12 protein-coding genes are annotated in these 16058 nt (G+C 61.5%); 7 read left to right on the top strand and 5 right to left on the bottom strand.

All coding sequences use genetic code 11. The features are described 5' to 3' along the window. Positions 1-252: 252 nt before the first annotated feature. Both BMZ66_RS03350 and BMZ66_RS03345 read right to left on the bottom strand, forming a co-directional pair. Complete coding sequence (locus BMZ66_RS03350; RefSeq protein ID WP_143080036.1) at positions 253-753, bottom strand: hypothetical protein; 501 nt, start codon at positions 751-753, stop codon at positions 253-255. Positions 754-991: 238 nt separating this feature from the next. After that, entirely contained in the window at positions 992-1981 is a 990-nt protein-coding gene (locus BMZ66_RS03345) for an ABC transporter ATP-binding protein (protein ID WP_092668941.1), read from the bottom strand. A 399-nt stretch (positions 1982-2380) separates the two neighbouring features. On the opposite strand from BMZ66_RS03345, the gene BMZ66_RS03340 reads away from it, so the two are divergent. After that, the gene (locus BMZ66_RS03340; protein WP_092668939.1) at positions 2381-4660 is read left to right on the top strand and encodes a heavy metal translocating P-type ATPase; all 2280 of its coding nucleotides are present in this window, start codon (positions 2381-2383) and stop codon (positions 4658-4660) included. Here BMZ66_RS03340 and BMZ66_RS03335 read toward each other — a convergent pair. Beyond that, the gene (locus BMZ66_RS03335; RefSeq protein WP_234794957.1) at positions 4648-5523 is read right to left on the bottom strand and encodes a bestrophin family protein; all 876 of its coding nucleotides are present in this window, start codon (positions 5521-5523) and stop codon (positions 4648-4650) included. The two genes, BMZ66_RS03340 and BMZ66_RS03335, sit on opposite strands and share 13 nt — an antisense overlap. A gap of 226 nt (positions 5524-5749) precedes the next feature. Here BMZ66_RS03335 and BMZ66_RS03330 point away from each other — a divergent pair, with 226 nt between their 5' ends. The 3 genes from BMZ66_RS03330 to BMZ66_RS03320 are packed head-to-tail and all read left to right on the top strand — an operon-like array spanning position 5750 to position 8581. Next, positions 5750-6310, top strand: a complete 561-nt coding sequence (locus BMZ66_RS03330) for an RNA polymerase sigma factor (RefSeq protein ID WP_234794956.1) — start codon at positions 5750-5752, stop codon at positions 6308-6310. A gap of 4 nt (positions 6311-6314) precedes the next feature. Further along, positions 6315-7409 (top strand): hypothetical protein, encoded by a 1095-nt coding sequence (locus BMZ66_RS03325; protein WP_092668935.1) that lies wholly within the window; start codon positions 6315-6317, stop codon positions 7407-7409. Between the two features lie 20 nt (positions 7410-7429). Beyond that, positions 7430-8581 (top strand): outer membrane beta-barrel protein, encoded by a 1152-nt coding sequence (locus tag BMZ66_RS03320; protein WP_092668933.1) that lies wholly within the window; start codon positions 7430-7432, stop codon positions 8579-8581. 121 nt (positions 8582-8702) lie between these two features. Here the strand turns inward: BMZ66_RS03320 and BMZ66_RS03315 are convergent, their stop codons facing one another. Further along, a complete protein-coding gene (locus BMZ66_RS03315; protein WP_092668931.1) occupies positions 8703-9461 on the bottom strand; it encodes an RNA methyltransferase in 759 nt (252 codons plus the stop codon). A gap of 2 nt (positions 9462-9463) precedes the next feature. Here BMZ66_RS03315 and tamL point away from each other — a divergent pair, with 2 nt between their 5' ends. Next, a complete protein-coding gene (gene tamL / locus BMZ66_RS03310; RefSeq protein WP_143080035.1) occupies positions 9464-12139 on the top strand; it encodes a translocation and assembly module lipoprotein TamL in 2676 nt (891 codons plus the stop codon). Positions 12140-12214: 75 nt separating this feature from the next. Here the strand turns inward: tamL and BMZ66_RS03305 are convergent, their stop codons facing one another. Then, positions 12215-14419 carry an alpha-ketoacid dehydrogenase subunit alpha/beta gene (locus BMZ66_RS03305; protein ID WP_092668927.1) on the bottom strand — a complete coding sequence of 735 codons (2205 nt, stop codon included), beginning with the start codon at positions 14417-14419 and terminating at the stop codon, positions 12215-12217. Positions 14420-14552: 133 nt separating this feature from the next. On the opposite strand from BMZ66_RS03305, the gene hemF reads away from it, so the two are divergent. Continuing rightward, entirely contained in the window at positions 14553-15485 is a 933-nt protein-coding gene (gene hemF, locus BMZ66_RS03300; protein ID WP_092668925.1) for an oxygen-dependent coproporphyrinogen oxidase, read from the top strand. Continuing rightward, positions 15478-16056, top strand: a complete 579-nt coding sequence (locus tag BMZ66_RS03295; RefSeq protein WP_092668923.1) for a phosphatase PAP2 family protein — start codon at positions 15478-15480, stop codon at positions 16054-16056. The genes hemF and BMZ66_RS03295 overlap by 8 nt, the downstream gene beginning before the upstream one ends. Positions 16057-16058: the final 2 nt, after the last annotated feature.

The raw sequence follows: 16058 nt of genomic DNA, 5'->3' as shown, positions 1-16058 counted from the left end.
AATTCGAAGAAACGTCATGCTGAGCTTGTCGAAGCAGCTCTACCGCTTCGTTAGTGCCATTCAACGGAGCGGTAGAACTGCTTCGACAAGCTCAGCATGACGTGCTATTTACGAATCAAGCAAAATCCGAACACGCTCTGAGGCTACGCGGATTGCCTCGACTTTAATATTGCACTGCGAAGGGTGCGTAAGGAGTCCTTGTTGTGTGCTGCGGCCTGTTCGCTACGGCCAATAGAAACAGGTTGAGAAACCTTAAAAGTTAAATCGCAGTTGCTCGCCCTGTTTTTTATAGTCCAAGGCTGGCGGAAGCATTGACTTGGGCCCGCATTCGTGGGCACCTTGCTTCCGGAGCCAAGCCAAAGCGGGTTCCTCTTCTTTAAACCAACCTACCCGGGCGCCCCAGGCTGGCCAGGCACTCAGCGGGTCGAGGCTGGGCTGTTGCAGGCCCTGCCACATGGAGGGCGCCACCACCATCGCAATGCACGGAAATAGCCCCAACTGGGCCCGAACCCTTGGAAAGTAGTCTTCCTCCAGCCACTCGTGCAGTGCGGCTGGCTGCTCCTGCGGACTCACCCGTCCGTCGAGCAGCCAGTACCGACAGCGCCGCCGCAGAGCTGCCGCGAGCAGCACTTCACAGGTTTTGGTTATCTCTTCAGCCGTTAGGGCCCGCCGTGTGCGGCCACGCAACAGCGAGGAACCATCTCTACACGAGACCGGAAAAAAAGTAAGAGTAGACAATGGAGCGTGCATCATAGGGCGGGTACTGGGCTAAAATTCACAATCAACCCGCCAAAGAAACACTATTTCCTCTTTATATCATATTATTAATATGAAAATAATTTCTTTCGCTTATACTTTGAGGAGATGCATAATGAATAGCATAAGCAGTCAGCGCTTTTATTTCGAAATTATAGATTGACAACCAGCAATTTAATAAGCAGTCGCATTAGATAACCTGCAAACTAGTTCGTTAGCAATGCACCAAATATTATTACTTCTTCATATTCCATTCAGCGCCCGGCAATACAGAAATCGGCACTAAACTCCCTGGCTTCCATTCATTGCGAGCAGTCCGGACCCGTATCATGGTTTCGGGAAGGACAATTTCCAGCTCATAATAGCTTCCATAAAATCGAACAGCTTTCACTGTGCCAAGCAGGGTGCCGCGAGACTGGGGGCCGAGCACAAACTGCTCGGGCCGAACCAGCAGCACGGTTTCGGCAGCCTTGCGCTTAACTACCGGTGCCAGGGCCTGGCGGTCGGCCCCGCGCACAATATTATAGTCGCCGAATAAAGCCGCAGTGTATTCATCCACGGGTTGCTGATAGACTTGCTCGGGCGGGCCCTGCTGCACAATGCGGCCCTGGCGCATCACCATTATTTCATCAGCCCACGACAAGGTGTCGGCCGGGTCGTGCGAAACCAGCAGGCAGGTTATGCCCAGGCGCTGGCCCAGGTCCTCTATGATGCCCTGCAGGATGCGCTTGTGCACGCGGTCCAGGTTGGAAAACGGCTCGTCAAGCAGCAACAGCCGGGGCGACCCCAGCAGCAGGCGCGCCAGGGCCACCCGTTGCTGCTCGCCGCCGGAGAGTTGGTCGGTGCGGCGCTCGGCCAGGTGGCTGATGTGGCACAGCTCGTAAAGAGCTTGGGCCTCGGCGGCGGGGCGCTTGTTGGCGTAGCGCAGCACCTGCTCGACGCGCAGTGAATGCGGCAGGGCCGAATTTTGGGTGAGGTAGGCCACGCCGGGGTGGTCGGGCACTAGGATGTCGGCGGGCCCACGCACGCGGCTGCCGTTGGCGTGCACCTCTCCGGCGCTGGGCTGAATGAGGCCGGCTATTACCTGCAGCAAAGTGCTTTTGCCAGTGCCTGACTCGCCGGCCAGCGCAACCTTTTGGCCGGCCTGCTGGGTGAAGCTCACGTTCTGCAGCACTACCGTTTCCCGTTCCGTTAGGCTGATACCTGAAACCGTGAGCAAATCCATGCGGGGCTGAATGAGAAGCGGGCGGCAAAGGCTGCCGCCAATTGGTGGGAAGGCTGGTTTTGCCCGACCGGGAGTGCAAGCTACGCAAGCCGGGCGCTTGCGGCTGGCGCGGGAGGAGCATTAGCAGAGTGCGAACCTGGCAGTGTGGCGTGGCCCGCCCGCTCCGTTGGGGCGAGTGGGTCTGTCGATTTTGGCAGCTATGCCCATCACAATCATGCACGTTGCAAACAGAATTATGGGGGTATAGCACCCGCGGGCCGGGCATTCTAATTCTGCATGTTTTGTTGGTGATTATGTACCGAGGCCGGTTCGCGTGAGCCGTTCCTTTGTGCTGCCCATTGGGTTGGCTGGCGCCGAGCCGGCTTGTTCCCTTTCTGTATAAATAGAGTTACCTGCAATATGTCACCCTCTCCCGAAACCACAACCCTCGACATTGAAGGCATGACCTGCGCCTCGTGCGCCTCCTTCGTGCAAAAGTCGCTGGCCCGCACGCCCGGTGTGCAAAGCGCCGTGGTGAACTACGCCACTGAAAAAGCAACCATTGAGTACCTGCCCGACCTGGCCACGCCCGCCGCGCTTAAAGAAGCCGTGGTGCAGGCCGGCTACGGCGTAGTGGAACAGGCGCCGGACACCAGCGCCGCCGAGCGTACCGAAGAAATAGACCGCCAAAAAGCCCTGGCTTACCAAAGCATCAAGCGGCGCTTTTGGGTAGCCGCGGTGCTGGCGGCCGTCATCATGCCCCTGAGCATGCTCATGCTTTGGCCCGCCCTGATGGCTCAGGTAAACATGCAGTGGCTGAACTACGGTCTGCTCCTGCTCACCCTGCCGGTGCTGCTGTTTAGCGGCCGGGAGTTCTACGTGTCGGCCTGGAACAGCTTCCGGCACCGCACCGCCAACATGGACACCCTGATTGCCATCGGCACCGGCGCGGCCTTTTTGTATAGCGTGGCGGCAACCGTGGTGCCGGGGTTCTTCACCAGCCGTGGCCTCATGCCTGAAGTATACTACGACACCACCGCCACCATCATCGCCCTCATCTTGCTGGGCAAGGTGCTGGAACTGCGCGCCAAAACCCGAACCTCGGCGGCCATTAGGGCCTTAATGGGCCTGCAAAGCAAAACCGCTCGCGTGGTGCGTCCCAACGGCGAGGAAGTTGACCTGCCCATCGAGCAGGTGCAGTTGGGCGACGTCATTCTGGTGCGCCCCGGCGAAAAAGTGGCCACCGATGGGCACATCATTGAAGGCCAGTCGGCCATTGACGAAGCCATGCTAACAGGCGAAAGCCTGCCTGTCGACAAAAAAACCGGCGACCCGGTGTTCGGGGCCACCCTCAACAAAACCGGCTCTTTCCGCTTCCGCGTAACCAAGGTGGGCGCTGACACCATGCTCGCCCAGATTGTGCGGCTGGTGGAAGACGCCCAAGGCAGCCGGGCGCCCATTCAGCGCCTGGCCGATAAAGTCAGCGCCGTATTTGTGCCCACGGTGGTGGTCATTGCCTTGCTCACGTTTGCCGTGTGGTTTGCCGTATCGCCGGCCGAAACCCGCCTGCCGCTGGCGCTGGTCAATTTTGTGGCGGTGCTCATCATTGCCTGCCCCTGCGCGCTGGGGCTCGCCACCCCCACCGCCATCATGGTGGGCACGGGCAAGGGCGCCGAGCACGGCGTGCTCATCCGCAATGCCGAAGCGCTGGAAAAGGCTTACCAAGTGAATACCGTGCTGCTTGACAAAACCGGTACCATCACCCGCGGCGAACCTGCTGTGACTGAGTTTCTGTCCAGTCCCGGTCACGACCTTTCTCACTTAATAGCACTGGTCGCCGCCGTGGAGCGCAGCTCCGAGCATCCGCTGGCCGAAGCAGTAGTGCGCTATGCCGAGGCCCAGGGAATTAGCGCTCTACCCGCCACCGGATTCCGCGCCATTGAGGGCAAAGGCGCAGCCGCCGACGTGGCGGGCCAGCCGGTGCTGGTAGGCAACCGCCGCCTGCTAGCCGACGAAGGCATTAGCCTGCCCTCCGAGCTAAACGCGCAGGCCGAGCGACTCCTGGCGCAAGCCCAAACCGTGCTTTATGTAGCCGTCGGGGGCCAGGCTGTCGGCTTGGTTGCCGTAGCCGATACGGTGCGCGACACTTCGGCGGCGGCCATCCAGCGCCTGCAGGCGCTGGGCCTGGAAGTGGTGATGATGACCGGCGACAACCCGCAAACGGCTGCCCGGGTGGCGCAGCAAGTGGGCATCAAGCGCTACTTCGCCGAGGTGCTGCCGCAGGACAAAGCCGGCAAGGTGCAGGAGCTGCAGGCCGAAGGCCGCGTGGTGGCCATGGTGGGTGACGGCATCAACGACGCCCCGGCGCTGGCCCAGGCCGACATCGGCCTTGCCATTGGCTCGGGCACGGACGTGGCCATGGAGGCGGCCGGCATCACACTCATGCGTTCCGACCTGCACGGCGTGGTGACGGCCATCGACTTGTCGCGCCAAACCATGCGCACCATCCGGCAAAACCTGTTCTTTGCCTTCGTATATAATACGCTGGGCATTCCGATTGCGGCCGGCGTGCTCTACCCCTTCTTCGGCGTGCTGCTTTCGCCCATGCTCGCAGCCGGGGCCATGGCGCTGAGCTCGGTATCGGTGCTCACCAACTCGTTGCGGCTGCGGGGGTTCCGGCCCGCGGCCTACATCAAATAATACGAGTCAGCTTTCACCGGCGCAGGCACTTCTTCTTCCTGCAACAGCTGCTTGAGGTTGATTTCTATGGTGCGGGCAATAGACGTAACGGGCGTGTCGGTAGGCCGGTTGCTGAATGGGTCTTGCAGGTAGCGGGCGGTGCGCTCCAGCAGGAAATAGGTGCTAGCGATGGCCAACAGCAGCGGAACTTCCCACAGCCCCATGGTCTCGACCAGCCCCAGCGAGAGGGTGCCCAAGAAGAGGTAGATAAACAGGTACACCAGCAGGCGGTAGCTGGAGGGAAACACCGTGCTGTTAATGCGTTCGGCCCGGCCCTGGGCATCAACCAGCCGCACCAGAGTAGAGTCTAGCTGCACTTGCTGGAAGGCATTGAGGGCTTTGGCCTGAAAGAGTCCCTTTATCTGGCGGGCGTGCAACGCTATCAGGGCCAGGGGCTTATTGTTGTGCCGCAGGACGTAGGCCAGCTCCTTCTCAGTTAAAAACTCGGCAAGGTTGGCGGCCCCGTCCTGGCCTCGCAACGACTGGCCCAAGCTGTAGCACCAGGCTATCTGGCGGTAGGCCAATAGCTTTAGCGCATTTTCGGGAGCCCCTCTCTCCAGCTCATCTTCCTGAACAAAGCTGGCTACCTGCACTACAAGCGAGCGGGAGTCGTTCACAATAGCGCCCCACACTTTGCGCGCTTCCCACCACCGGTCATATGACTGGCTAATTTTGAAGGCCAGCAGCAAGGAAATCGAGCCCCCCAGCACCGTAGGCAGCTGCAGCGGTATCTGGGGCAGCCACCCAGCATAAAACATTTTCAGCAGCTGAAAGGCAACGGATATGAGTAATACCCGAATGGTATCGGGCATAATATCTTTCACGATATAACGAAAGGGTAGTTTGGTATTGAGCAGCATAAGGGCGATAAACCAGGAAGTATACACTCTGCATACGCAACACTGGGTCACTCGGTAGGAAATTCTACACGGACGGACCGCCCAGAGCCGGGGCCGGCTGGGTGAAAACAGAGGAATTTTTTTGGCGGCTCAGGCAACCCTCTTCCCTACTTTCGCATCTGACGCGCTAACTCACCATTGTTTCTGCACTTTGCCAACCCTTACCGTGACAACCGAAGCCGACCTCATCGCTGCGTGTGTGCGGGGCGAGCACCGGGCCCAGCGCCAGCTCTACGACCAACTGGCCGGGCTGATGCTGACCGTGTGCCGCCGCTACCTCAAGCGCCGCGAAGATGCCGAAGAAGCCCTGCTGCTGGGGTTTGCCAAGATGTTTCGGGCCCTGCCCAACTACCGCTTCGAAGGCAGCTTCGAGGGCTGGGTGCGCCGCATCATGGTCAACGAAGCCCTGATGCAGCTGCGCCAGCGCGAAATGATGACCGTGTCGTTTGAGGATTTTCCCCAGCCCGAAAACCTGGCCACTACCGCTGCCACCGCCGACACCCAGCTCCAAGCCGAAGACCTGATGGGCTTGTTGGCCGGGCTGCCCGCCGGCTACCGCACGGTGTTCAACCTGTATGCCCTGGAAGGCTACGGCCACCAGGAAATAGCCGAGCTACTGGGCATCTCGGAAGGCACCAGCAAGTCGCAGTTGAGCAAGGCCCGCGCCATGCTCCAGCGCCGGATTCAATTTTCCGCCATTGCCAGTAACTGATATCATGTCACTCGAAAATATAGACGACTTATTCCGCGATAAACTGGACGGCCATTCCTCGCCGCCCGGCGATGCGCTGTGGGCCCGGCTCCAGGCCGGGCCGCCCGCTGAGCCCACTCCGGCAGCAACCGACGAGCGCCTTGACCGGCTATTTAAGCAAGGGCTGAATGCCCATGCCACGCCGCCCAGCCGCGAGCTGTGGGAGCGCCTCGAAGACGAGCACCTGCGCCCCCGCAAGCGCCGGGCCGCTGCCTGGTGGCCCATGGCCCTGGCCGCCGCGCTGGCCCTGCTGCTGGTAGCGGGCGGCGCCGGCCTGTGGCTGGGCTTTCCTTCAGGCAACTCATCCCGCGGGACCATTGCCACTCAGCAAAACCCCACCCCACGCAACCAATCGGTGGCACCTAAGCTGCAGACCGGAACCGCCCCAGAAACGAACTTCTCAAATGCTGCCGAGCAGCCCGCCACGGTAGCCGCCACGTTGCCAGAGCAACCCAAAACCGCTGCTGAGAACACCAATCAAAAAATTTCTACCTCCGAGGCAACCCGCTCCCGCAGCCTCGCATCTACCACACCAAAGGCCAGGATGTCAGCCCCCGGGCAGTCGCCTCGCCACTTGTCAGGAACCAACCGGCAGCCGGACGCGGCTACCGCAAAAGCTCCCCTCGTGGCCCGCACGGCTGCCCGGTCTGCCACCCGCCCGGCCCCAATTAGGCCAGCCGCTGCTGACGAGCCGCGGCCCACTGCCCCACCCGTAGTGGCCAGCCTCCCCAAACCTGCCACGGCGGCGGAAAACGTCCCCGCTCCGGCAGTGCCCGCCCCCAGCCTGGCCACCACCGGCGAGCTCATTACCGTAGACGTGCGCAGCGGCAGCCAGCCAGCAGTTCAACCCTCCAAAATTGCCAACCTGGCTGCCACGGTGGCAGCCACCGCCGATGCTCCCGAAGAACGGCGGCGGCTGGGGGGCCGCCTTCTGCAGCAGGCCGGCCACCTGGTGCGCGGCGAGCGGGTGAGCCTGGCCGAGGTAACCGGCCTTCCCGAAAACGTGACCGTGCGTGCCACCGTAGGCGGCCGCACCCTCACCAAGTCCATTCAACTCTAATTTTTTTATTCCTAGAAATCATGCAACGCGCTTTTCTCTCCTTTTTTCTGTTGCTCTTGGTGCTGGGCGCTGGGCTAAACGCAGCCCAGGCCTCCCGCTTGAGCAGCCGCTCTTTCGTTAAAGACACCATTGTCATCAAGCTGCCCAACCAGGCCACCATCACCATGGTGGTTCGCGACGCCGCCCAGCTGCGCCAGATGAAGAACTACCAGCTCGACTCGCTCACCTCGCGCCTAGCCGGCTACATCATGCAGGCTGAAGCGGCCGCCAAAACCGCCACCACCGACCGGGTGACCATGCAGTTTTACCCCGACAAAGACCAGCCCGGCAAAAACCTGCCCGAGCAAATCCGCATCACTACCCACAGAAAGCAGCCTAAAAGCAGCGCGGTGGTTGTCCTCCTGAACAAAAAATTCGGCATCGACGTGACGACCGACGACGACGGCGATACCAACATCCGGAAATCTAACCCCAAAACCAAGGAGCAACGTGCTGCCGCGCGTGATTCGGCCCGCTTGCGCCAAATCGAAAACAAACGCACTTCTTCTGACCTGACTTTGGACCTGGGGCTGAATGCCCTCGTGAACCAGAAGAACATCAGCGCTACGCCGGGCCAGTCGGAAGCAGCGGACCTGCGCACCGAAGGCTCGCGCTACGTCAACATCGGCCTGGACTGGAACACCCGCCTCGGCGGCAAGCGCAGCCCCATGAGCCTCACCTTCGGCCCCCACTTCGCTTTCAACAACTACATGCTGAGCGGTAATAACAAGTGGGTGAGCCAGGACGGAATCACCAGCGTGGTACGCGAAACTGACGGCCGCCAGTACCAAAAGAGCAAGCTCGGCACCTCCTCCGTCAACCTGCCCGTAATGCTGCGCATGCAACTGCGCGACAAGCACTATAAAAACACCTTTGCCGTGGGCGCCGGCGGCTTTGTGGGCTACCGCATCAAGTCCTGGACCAAGCTGAAGTACACCACTGAAGGCAACACCATTAAGGACAAAGAAGAGGGCAGCTACAACATGGAGAACTTCCTCTATGGCGTGCAGGGCACCATTGGCTACGGCAGCCTGGAGCTCTTTGCCAAGTACAATATGAACAGCCTGTTCAAAACCAACGCCGGTCCCGACACCCAAGTATTGAGCTTCGGCGTGCGGCTGTTCGGAAACTAACGAGGCCTGCTGCTAAAAGCGAAAGTCCCGACTCTGTGTAGAGCCGGGACTTTTTGCTGCATAGCGTTGACACTATCAGGAAAGCACTGCTAAGAGTCGAACGCTTGATAACTGCGGCTTGCTACTGATTTCTAAAAAAATTATCGAGCAAAATGGCGGCCGAGATGGCTACGTTCAGGCTTTCGGCCCCACCGCTGGTGCCTCGCGGAATGTGCAGGCGCCGGGTGAGGCAGCCCTCCACCGCCGGGGTTAGGCCGTGCGACTCGCTGCCCATCACCAGCACGCCGCTGGGGCGCAGGGTGAGGCGGTGCACGTTGTCGCCCTCCAAATCGGCCCCGAAAATGCCCGTGCCCGGGGCCAACGTGGGCAGCCACGCGGTCAGGTCGCGCTCCCATAGCTGCACCCGTGCAAAGGCGCCCATGGTGGCCGAAACGGTTTTGGGCGAGTACGGGTCGGCGCAGCCCGGGCTGAGGACTACGCCGGGCAGCCCGTACCAATCGGCGAGGCGCAGCAGGGTACCGAGGTTGCCGGGGTCGCGAACTTCGTCGAGGGCGAGCAACAAACCGGATTGCGGCAGCGTTGGAGACAACGCTTTCTCCTGGGGGAGGCGGGCCACTGCCAGCGCGGTGTTGTTGGTGGCCAGCGTACCCAATTGCGTCAATTCATACTCGGTGGCAATCACCAGGGCAAGGCGCTCGGGCAGCTGCGCACGGTTTTGGGAAGCAAACTCGGCCGTGACCAGCACATGTTCGGTTTCCAGGTCGGAACTTAGCAGCTCCAACACGCTTTTGCCGCCTTCCACCAGGAACGCCCCGTGGCGTTGCCGATACTTCTTTTGGTGCAGCGACTGCACGTATTTGCTAAGTGCTTTTGAAACCATTGTTGTCTAAGAATTCCTCGAAGCTACGGCCTGGTGGCCGACTACGCTGGCCCATGGGCCCGGTGTTGGCGCTGGCGCTGCTGGCGGCATGCTCGCCGTTTAAGCTCCTACGGCCTGGAGAGCGCCTGCTCAGCCGCGTCGAAATTAAGGGAGTGGAACAGGCCGACAAAGAACGGCTCACTGCCCTTGCCCAGCAAAAACCCAACACCCGGTTTCCGCTGCCCAAGCTGGCCATCTACCAGTTGGGCTATAATTTCTACGACTCGGTGCGCATTAAAGAAAAGATGCGGACCATCCAAACCGAGTACGATACCCGCATTCAAGCGGCCAGCACCGACTCGGCCAAGCTGGGCAAGCTGCTGGCCCGGCGCGAGCGCAAGCTCAACCGCAAGCAGCTGGCCCTGGATAAGGGCAACGCCATCATGCGCCTGGGCGAGGCGCCGGTGGTCTACGACACCCTGCTCACGCGGCGCTCCGTGGAGCAGATGACGACGTTTCTGCATTCGCAAGGGTTTTTCCGAGCCGCGGTGGCGGCCACCGACACGGCCCGCTACCACCGCGGCCTGGTAAAGCGGGTGCTGCAAGGAGTTGGCTCCATCTTTCCGAGCACGCCCGACTCGGCAGACTTGGCCAAGCGGTACCGCCGCGTGACGGTGACCTACAACGTGGTCGAAAACAAGCCTTTTTTGAACCGCCTGCAGCCCCCCAGCATTGCCGACTCCGGGGTGGCCGCCGTGGTGAGTGCCGCCCAAAATGGGTCGGTGCTCAAAGAAAACGAGCGCTACAACGAGGAGTTGATTGGGCAGGAACGCACCCGCCTCGAAACCCTGCTCAAAAATGCCGGCTACTTCGATTTTCGGCAGCAGTTCATCACCTTCGAGGCCGACACCAGCTTCGAAACCTACACCGTGCGCCTGCGCACCCTTATTGCCAACCCGGCCCCCGGCCAGGGGCACCGTGTGTATACTTTGCGGCAGGTTCGCTTCGTGACCGATGCCGGCGTGAACCGCACCTTGCGGGCCTCTACGCTCGATACCCTACGCCGGGCGGGCGCCCCGGGGGTTCGACGCATCCGGCCCGAGCTTGGGATTCGGACCGATACCACCGTTACCGATTCGGTGCGCTTTGCAGCATACGTACAGAAGTACAGCACCCGCCTGCTGGCCCGCAAAGTGCTGGTGCGCCCCGGTCAGCGCTACAACCTGGACCGCACCATGCAAACCCAGCGCCTGCTGGCCGACCTGGACATGTTCCGGTTCAACAACCTCAACTATCGTAAAATAGCCGACCCACCCTCGGCCGACAGCGTGGGCATCAACCCCACCAAGGGCGAGCTCATTGCCGTTATCAACGCCTCGCCCGCGCCCAAGTTCACGGAAACCAGCGAAGTTGGCGGCACCTACGTGGCGTACCTGCCCGGGCCTTTCGTCAACCTTCGTTTGAAAACGCGCAACCCCTTCGGCGGCGCCGAGGTGCTGGAGCTGGGCGTGCGGGCAGGCTTAGAAGGTCAGCTCAGCCGCGTAGCCGGCGGCGTTAGCGAAACCACGGAGGCCGTCTACACCACCCAGCTCGGCGCCACGGCGTCGCTGGTGCTGCCCCAGTTTCTGGTTCCGTTCAACAGCAACCGTTTCCTGTCGCGCTATAACCCCAAAACCCGCTTCACGCTTTCCGAAACCTTCGTCAGCCGTCCCGAATACACCCGCTCAAATTTTGAGTTTGCCTTCGACTACATCTGGCAGAAATCGGCGTTTCACCAATATGTCTTCTCTCCGGTGGTCGTCACGTTTGTCAACACCCTTAAGACTAGCGACCTGTTTCGTGAACGGCTCGATTCGCTGCGCATCAACCAGGGCTCACCACTTTTTCGCTCATTTGTTAAGCTGATTGAGCCCAGCTTTAGCTTCACCTCACTCTACAACTCCAACGACTTCAACCAGACCCGCGACGCGCATTACCTGCGGCTGTTTGCCGAAATTGGAGGCCTCACGCGCGGCTTGTACCGGGAAGCCCTGCTGCGGCAAACAGGCCTGAACGTGTACGACTTCGCCCGCCTCAGCGTCGACTACCGCCGCTACCACCACCTTACGCCCAAAACCTTTTTTGTGTGGCGCCTCAACGGTGGCGTGGTGCACGCCCTCACGCGCACCCCGGAGCCAGATGGCAGCAATTCTCAGTTCGTCATTCCCTACGACAAGTCGTTTTTTGCGGGTGGCTCCACCAGCCTGCGCGCCTGGCAGCCCCGCCGCCTGGGCCCCGGCGGCTTTACCCCGCTGCGCACCACGCGGCAGGGCGAAGTGGTGCGGGACTTCCTCACCGAGCAGCCCGGCGAGCTGTTGCTGGAAGGCAGCGCCGAATACCGCTTTCCCATCTACAGCTTTGTAAAAGGGGCTTTCTTCACCGATTTTGGCAACGTGTGGGGCCTGCAGGAAATCAAAAACGAAAGGGGGCAATACCTGCGCCCCGGCGCTCAGTTTCAGGCAAATACTTTCTACAAGCAAATCGCCGTAGGGTCGGGCTTTGGCGTTCGTTTCGACTTCACCTTCCTGATTCTGCGCCTCGACGTGGCCACCAAAGTCTATGACCCCACCGCTCCCGATGGCCAGAAATGGGCGCTGCGCAACTTCGACACCAGCGCCAACCCCATAGCCTTCAACCTCGGCATCGGCTATCCTTTCTAAACCGCGCCGCCAAGCGAAAGGCCCGCCCGCTGTTCCTAAATACAGCGGGCGGGCCCTTTCGCTTAAGCTCTGTTCTTAATACCCGAGTAGCTCTTCGAGGGCGTCGGCTACCTTGGCAGCGCTGGGCAGCATTTGCTTTTCCAGCTCCACGTTCAGGGCAATGGCCGGCAAATTGGCGGCTCCAAGGGTAAAGACCGGCGCGTCGAGCTCCTGGAAGCAATGGCGCTGAATGCGACCCGCCAGACTTTCGGCAAAGCTGTTCATCAGAGGCTCCTCGGTGAGAACGAGCACCTTGCCGTGGCGGCGGGTGGCAGCGGTTACGGCATCAAAGTCGAGCGGGTTGAGCGTGCGCAAATCAAGGATTTCAACTTGGCCGGGAAAGTTTCGGCTGGCGGTTTTAGTCCAGTGCACGCCCATGCCGTAGGTCACCACCAGCGCCGTATCGCCCTGCCGCAGCTTTTCGGGGTCGGCGGCCTGGGACACGGCGGCTTTGCCTAGTGGCACCACGTAGCCCGCGGCGGGCTCCAGTGTCTTGGCATCTTCGGTGCCCGGCACCTTGCTCCAGTACAGGCCTTTGTGCTCCAGCATAATCACCGGATTGGGGTCGAGGAATGCCGCGCGCATGAGGCCCTTCATGTCGGCCGCGTTGCTTGGGTACACCACTTTGATGCCCCGAATGGTGAGCAGCGTGCTCTCAATGGAGCCCGAGTGGTAAGGCCCGCCGCCGCCGTAGGCCCCAATGGGCACCCGAATCAGGGCCGGAATGGGAAACTTACCCATGGTGAGGTAGCAGGATTTCGACAGCTCTTCTACCAGCTGGTTGAGGGCCGGCCAGATGTAATCGGCAAACTGAATTTCGACTATGGGCCGGGCGCCCACCGCCGCCATGCCGGCCGTGCTGCCCACAATGTAGGCCTCCTGAATGGGCGTGTTGAACACGCGCGAGTCGCCGTACTTTTTAGCCAGCAGCGCCGCTTCCCGAAACACGCCGCCCAGCTCGCCACCCACGTCCTGCCCGTAGAACAAGGCCTCAGGGAACTCCCGCAAAATATCGTCGACGGCATGCAGGGCCGCATCCACCATCAGGGCTTTGTCGGCCCCGGCGGGGCTGCGCTCGCCGCGTTCTTCGGTCACGGCTGGCGGGGCAAACTCATGGTCGGCAAAGGTGGCGGGGTCAGGGTTGGGCGCAGCGAGGGCTTCCTTCCAATCGGCGCGCACCGTGGCCTGGGCTTCGGTGGCCAGCGCAGCCAGTTCGGCTTCGTTAAACCCGCTTTGCAGCAGTAACTGGTGCAGGCGCGGCAGCGGGTCCTGCTCCTGGTGGGTGGCCAGGTCGTTGCGGTACCATTCGCGGCGCACGCCACTGGTGTGGTGGCCCAGCAGCGGGCATTTGGCGTGCACGAGCACTGGCCCGCGGCGGGCCCGCACGTGCGCAAAAGCTTCCACCAATCCGTGGTGCGACGACCGGAAATCGGCCCCATCCACCTGCAGGCGCAGCAGGCCTGGGAAGCCCGCCGCAAACTCGTAGGCATTCATGGCCCGCATTTCGCGGCCGGTGGCCGAGATGCCCCAGTCGTTGTCCTGCACCAGGTACACTATGGGCAGTTGGTGCAGCACGGCCATTTGCAGAGCCTCGGCTACTTCACCTTCCGTCATGGCGCCGTCACCAATGGAACACAGCGACAGCGAGCCATTAGCGCGCAGCGCCGCGCACTTGGCCTTGAAGGCGTCGCTGCTCGCCGCCAGCTGCTCGCCACCTACCGACTCGAGGTACTTAATGGCATGCGCCATGCCTGTAGCGGGTATGGCCTGCATGCCAGTAGCCGAGCTTTGGTGAGGAATGACCGGAATGCCTGCCCGACGTAGCGAGGGGTGCGAGTAATAGGTACGGCCCCCGCTAAACGGGTCATCGGCTTTGGCCAACAGCTGCAGCATCAGCTCGTAGGGGCGCAGGCCCAGGCCCAGCAGCAGGGCATCGTCGCGATAGTAAGGGGCGGCGTAGTCGTTTTCGGTAAGCAAAAAAGCGGCGGCCAGCTGCACAGCCTCGTGCCCGCGGGCGGTGGCGTGTACGTAGCGCGAGGCCGTGGCTTTCTCTTCTTCGTAGAGCGTGGCCATGGCGGCGGCGGTGTGCATCAGGCGGAAGGCGCGGCGCAGAAGCTCGGCATCGAGGCCGGGGGCAGGAAGGGCGGCCGGGGCCGTGAAAGCCGCGGCGGCAGCGGCCGCAGCAGCCGTCACACGGGTAGAAGCCAGGTTGGCGGTATCGGAAACAGCGAATTCGGACATCGGTGGCGTGGGAAGTTAGGCTACAAAAGTACGCTCTACCCGGCACCCTATCTTTGGGGCGGCAACGAGGCCTATTCTTCCGACTCGGCCGCTGCCATCCCTCTGCGAATTATTCTGCGTCCTCTGCGGTGAAATGCTAACGTCCTCTACTTCCTCCCCCACCACGCGCCCCGAAATCCAAACCTGGTTGGCCGATTTTCAATTGCGCTTGTGCCAGCAGCTCGAAGCCGCCGATGCCGGCCCAGCCCACTTCCTCACCGATGCGTGGGAACGCGAAGGCGGCGGGGGCGGCCGCTCCAAAGTACTGGAACACGGCCGCATCCTCGAAAAAGGCGGGGTTGGTTTTTCGGCCGTATGGGGGCAGATGAGCGAGGCCGCGGCCCGGCAGCTGCACATGCCCGACCCCTCTTTTTATGCCACCGGCGTGAGCGTGGTACTGCACCCGCGCAGCCCACGCGTGCCCATCATCCACATGAACGTGCGCTATTTTGAGGCCGGCAACGGCGAAGCCTGGTTCGGAGGCGGCATCGATTTGACGCCTATTTACGTGGACGAGGCCCAGGCCCGCCGCTTCCACGAGCGGCTGCGCGCCGTGTGCGACCAACACAATCTGGCGTACTACCCCAAGTTTACCCGCTGGGCCGACGATTATTTTTTCTTGCCCCACCGCCAGGAAACCCGCGGCGTGGGCGGCATCTTCTTCGACCGACTCACCGTGGGGAAAGACGGCTCGGCCGAGGAGCTGTTTCGCTTTGTGCAAGACGTGGCCGAGCTATTCGGCCCCTTCTATACCGAGCTTATGGCCGAAAACCACGCCCTCCCCTTCGCCGAGCGCGAGGAATCCTGGCAGAGCCTGCGCCGCGCTCGCTACGCGGAGTTCAACCTGGCGTTTGACCGCGGCACCCGCTTCGGCCTCGAAACCGGCGGCCGAACCGAGTCCATTCTCATGAGCCTGCCCCCGCGCACTGGCTGGGCCTACAACCCCGCCGCCCCAGCCCCAGGCACGCCCGAGGCCAACACCCTGGCCTGGCTGCGAAAAGGCGTAGACTGGCTCGCCCATGCTTGAAGCCGTTAAAACGCTTGACCGGCAGCTGCTGCTGGCCGTCAACCGCGCCCACACGCCGCTGCTGGATAAGGTGATGGGCTTTGCCTCCGACCGCAACGTTTGGATACCAGCCTATGTGCTCCTCATTGCGGCCCTCATCTACCTGTTTCGGCGCCGGGCTCTGCTGGTGCTGCCTTTGGTGATAGCGGCCGTGGCCCTGGCCGACAGCATTACCAGCCGCTTGTTCAAGCCTTTTTTTGCCCGCCCTCGCCCCTGCCACGAGTCCGTGCTGGCGACCTACCTGCATTTGCCCGATGGGTGTGGTGGGCAATTTGGGTTCTTGTCCTCACACGCGGCCAACTCATTTGCATTAGCAGTTTTTCTGTCCGTGGTGCTTCCCGCAGGCCGGTATAGGTTGCTAAAATGGACCGTCTTTTCGTGGGCTCTCTTATTATCCTATAGTCGAATGTATCTTGGCGCCCACTATCCTACCGATGTTCTGGGGGGGGCTGCTCTGGGCAGCTTGCTGGGTTGGGCCGCCGCCGCGGCCTACCGGCGCTGGGCCCCGCGCTTGTGGCCCTCCCACGTCTAGAC

It is taken from the genome of Hymenobacter arizonensis, from assembly GCF_900115775.1.
Lineage (GTDB): Bacteria > Bacteroidota > Bacteroidia > Cytophagales > Hymenobacteraceae > Hymenobacter > Hymenobacter arizonensis.
The sequence above is the reverse complement of the archived record's forward strand: the minus strand, read 5'-3'. Positions and strand labels throughout refer to the sequence as shown.

Excerpts from the sequence above, each read along its gene's own strand:
- hemF (WP_092668925.1), top strand. The coding sequence starts at position 14,553 with ATGCTAACGTCCTCTACTTCCTCCCCCACCACGCGCCCCGAAATCCAA.
- BMZ66_RS03320 (WP_092668933.1), top strand. The coding sequence starts at position 7,430 with ATGCAACGCGCTTTTCTCTCCTTTTTTCTGTTGCTCTTGGTGCTGGGC.
- BMZ66_RS03325 (WP_092668935.1), top strand. The coding sequence starts at position 6,315 with ATGTCACTCGAAAATATAGACGACTTATTCCGCGATAAACTGGACGGC.
- BMZ66_RS03305 (WP_092668927.1), bottom strand. The coding sequence starts at position 14,419 with ATGTCCGAATTCGCTGTTTCCGATACCGCCAACCTGGCTTCTACCCGT.
- BMZ66_RS03350 (WP_143080036.1), bottom strand. The coding sequence starts at position 753 with ATGATGCACGCTCCATTGTCTACTCTTACTTTTTTTCCGGTCTCGTGT.
- BMZ66_RS03340 (WP_092668939.1), top strand. The coding sequence starts at position 2,381 with ATGTCACCCTCTCCCGAAACCACAACCCTCGACATTGAAGGCATGACC.
- BMZ66_RS03295 (WP_092668923.1), top strand. The coding sequence starts at position 15,478 with ATGCTTGAAGCCGTTAAAACGCTTGACCGGCAGCTGCTGCTGGCCGTC.
- BMZ66_RS03345 (WP_092668941.1), bottom strand. The coding sequence starts at position 1,981 with ATGGATTTGCTCACGGTTTCAGGTATCAGCCTAACGGAACGGGAAACG.
- BMZ66_RS03315 (WP_092668931.1), bottom strand. The coding sequence starts at position 9,461 with ATGGTTTCAAAAGCACTTAGCAAATACGTGCAGTCGCTGCACCAAAAG.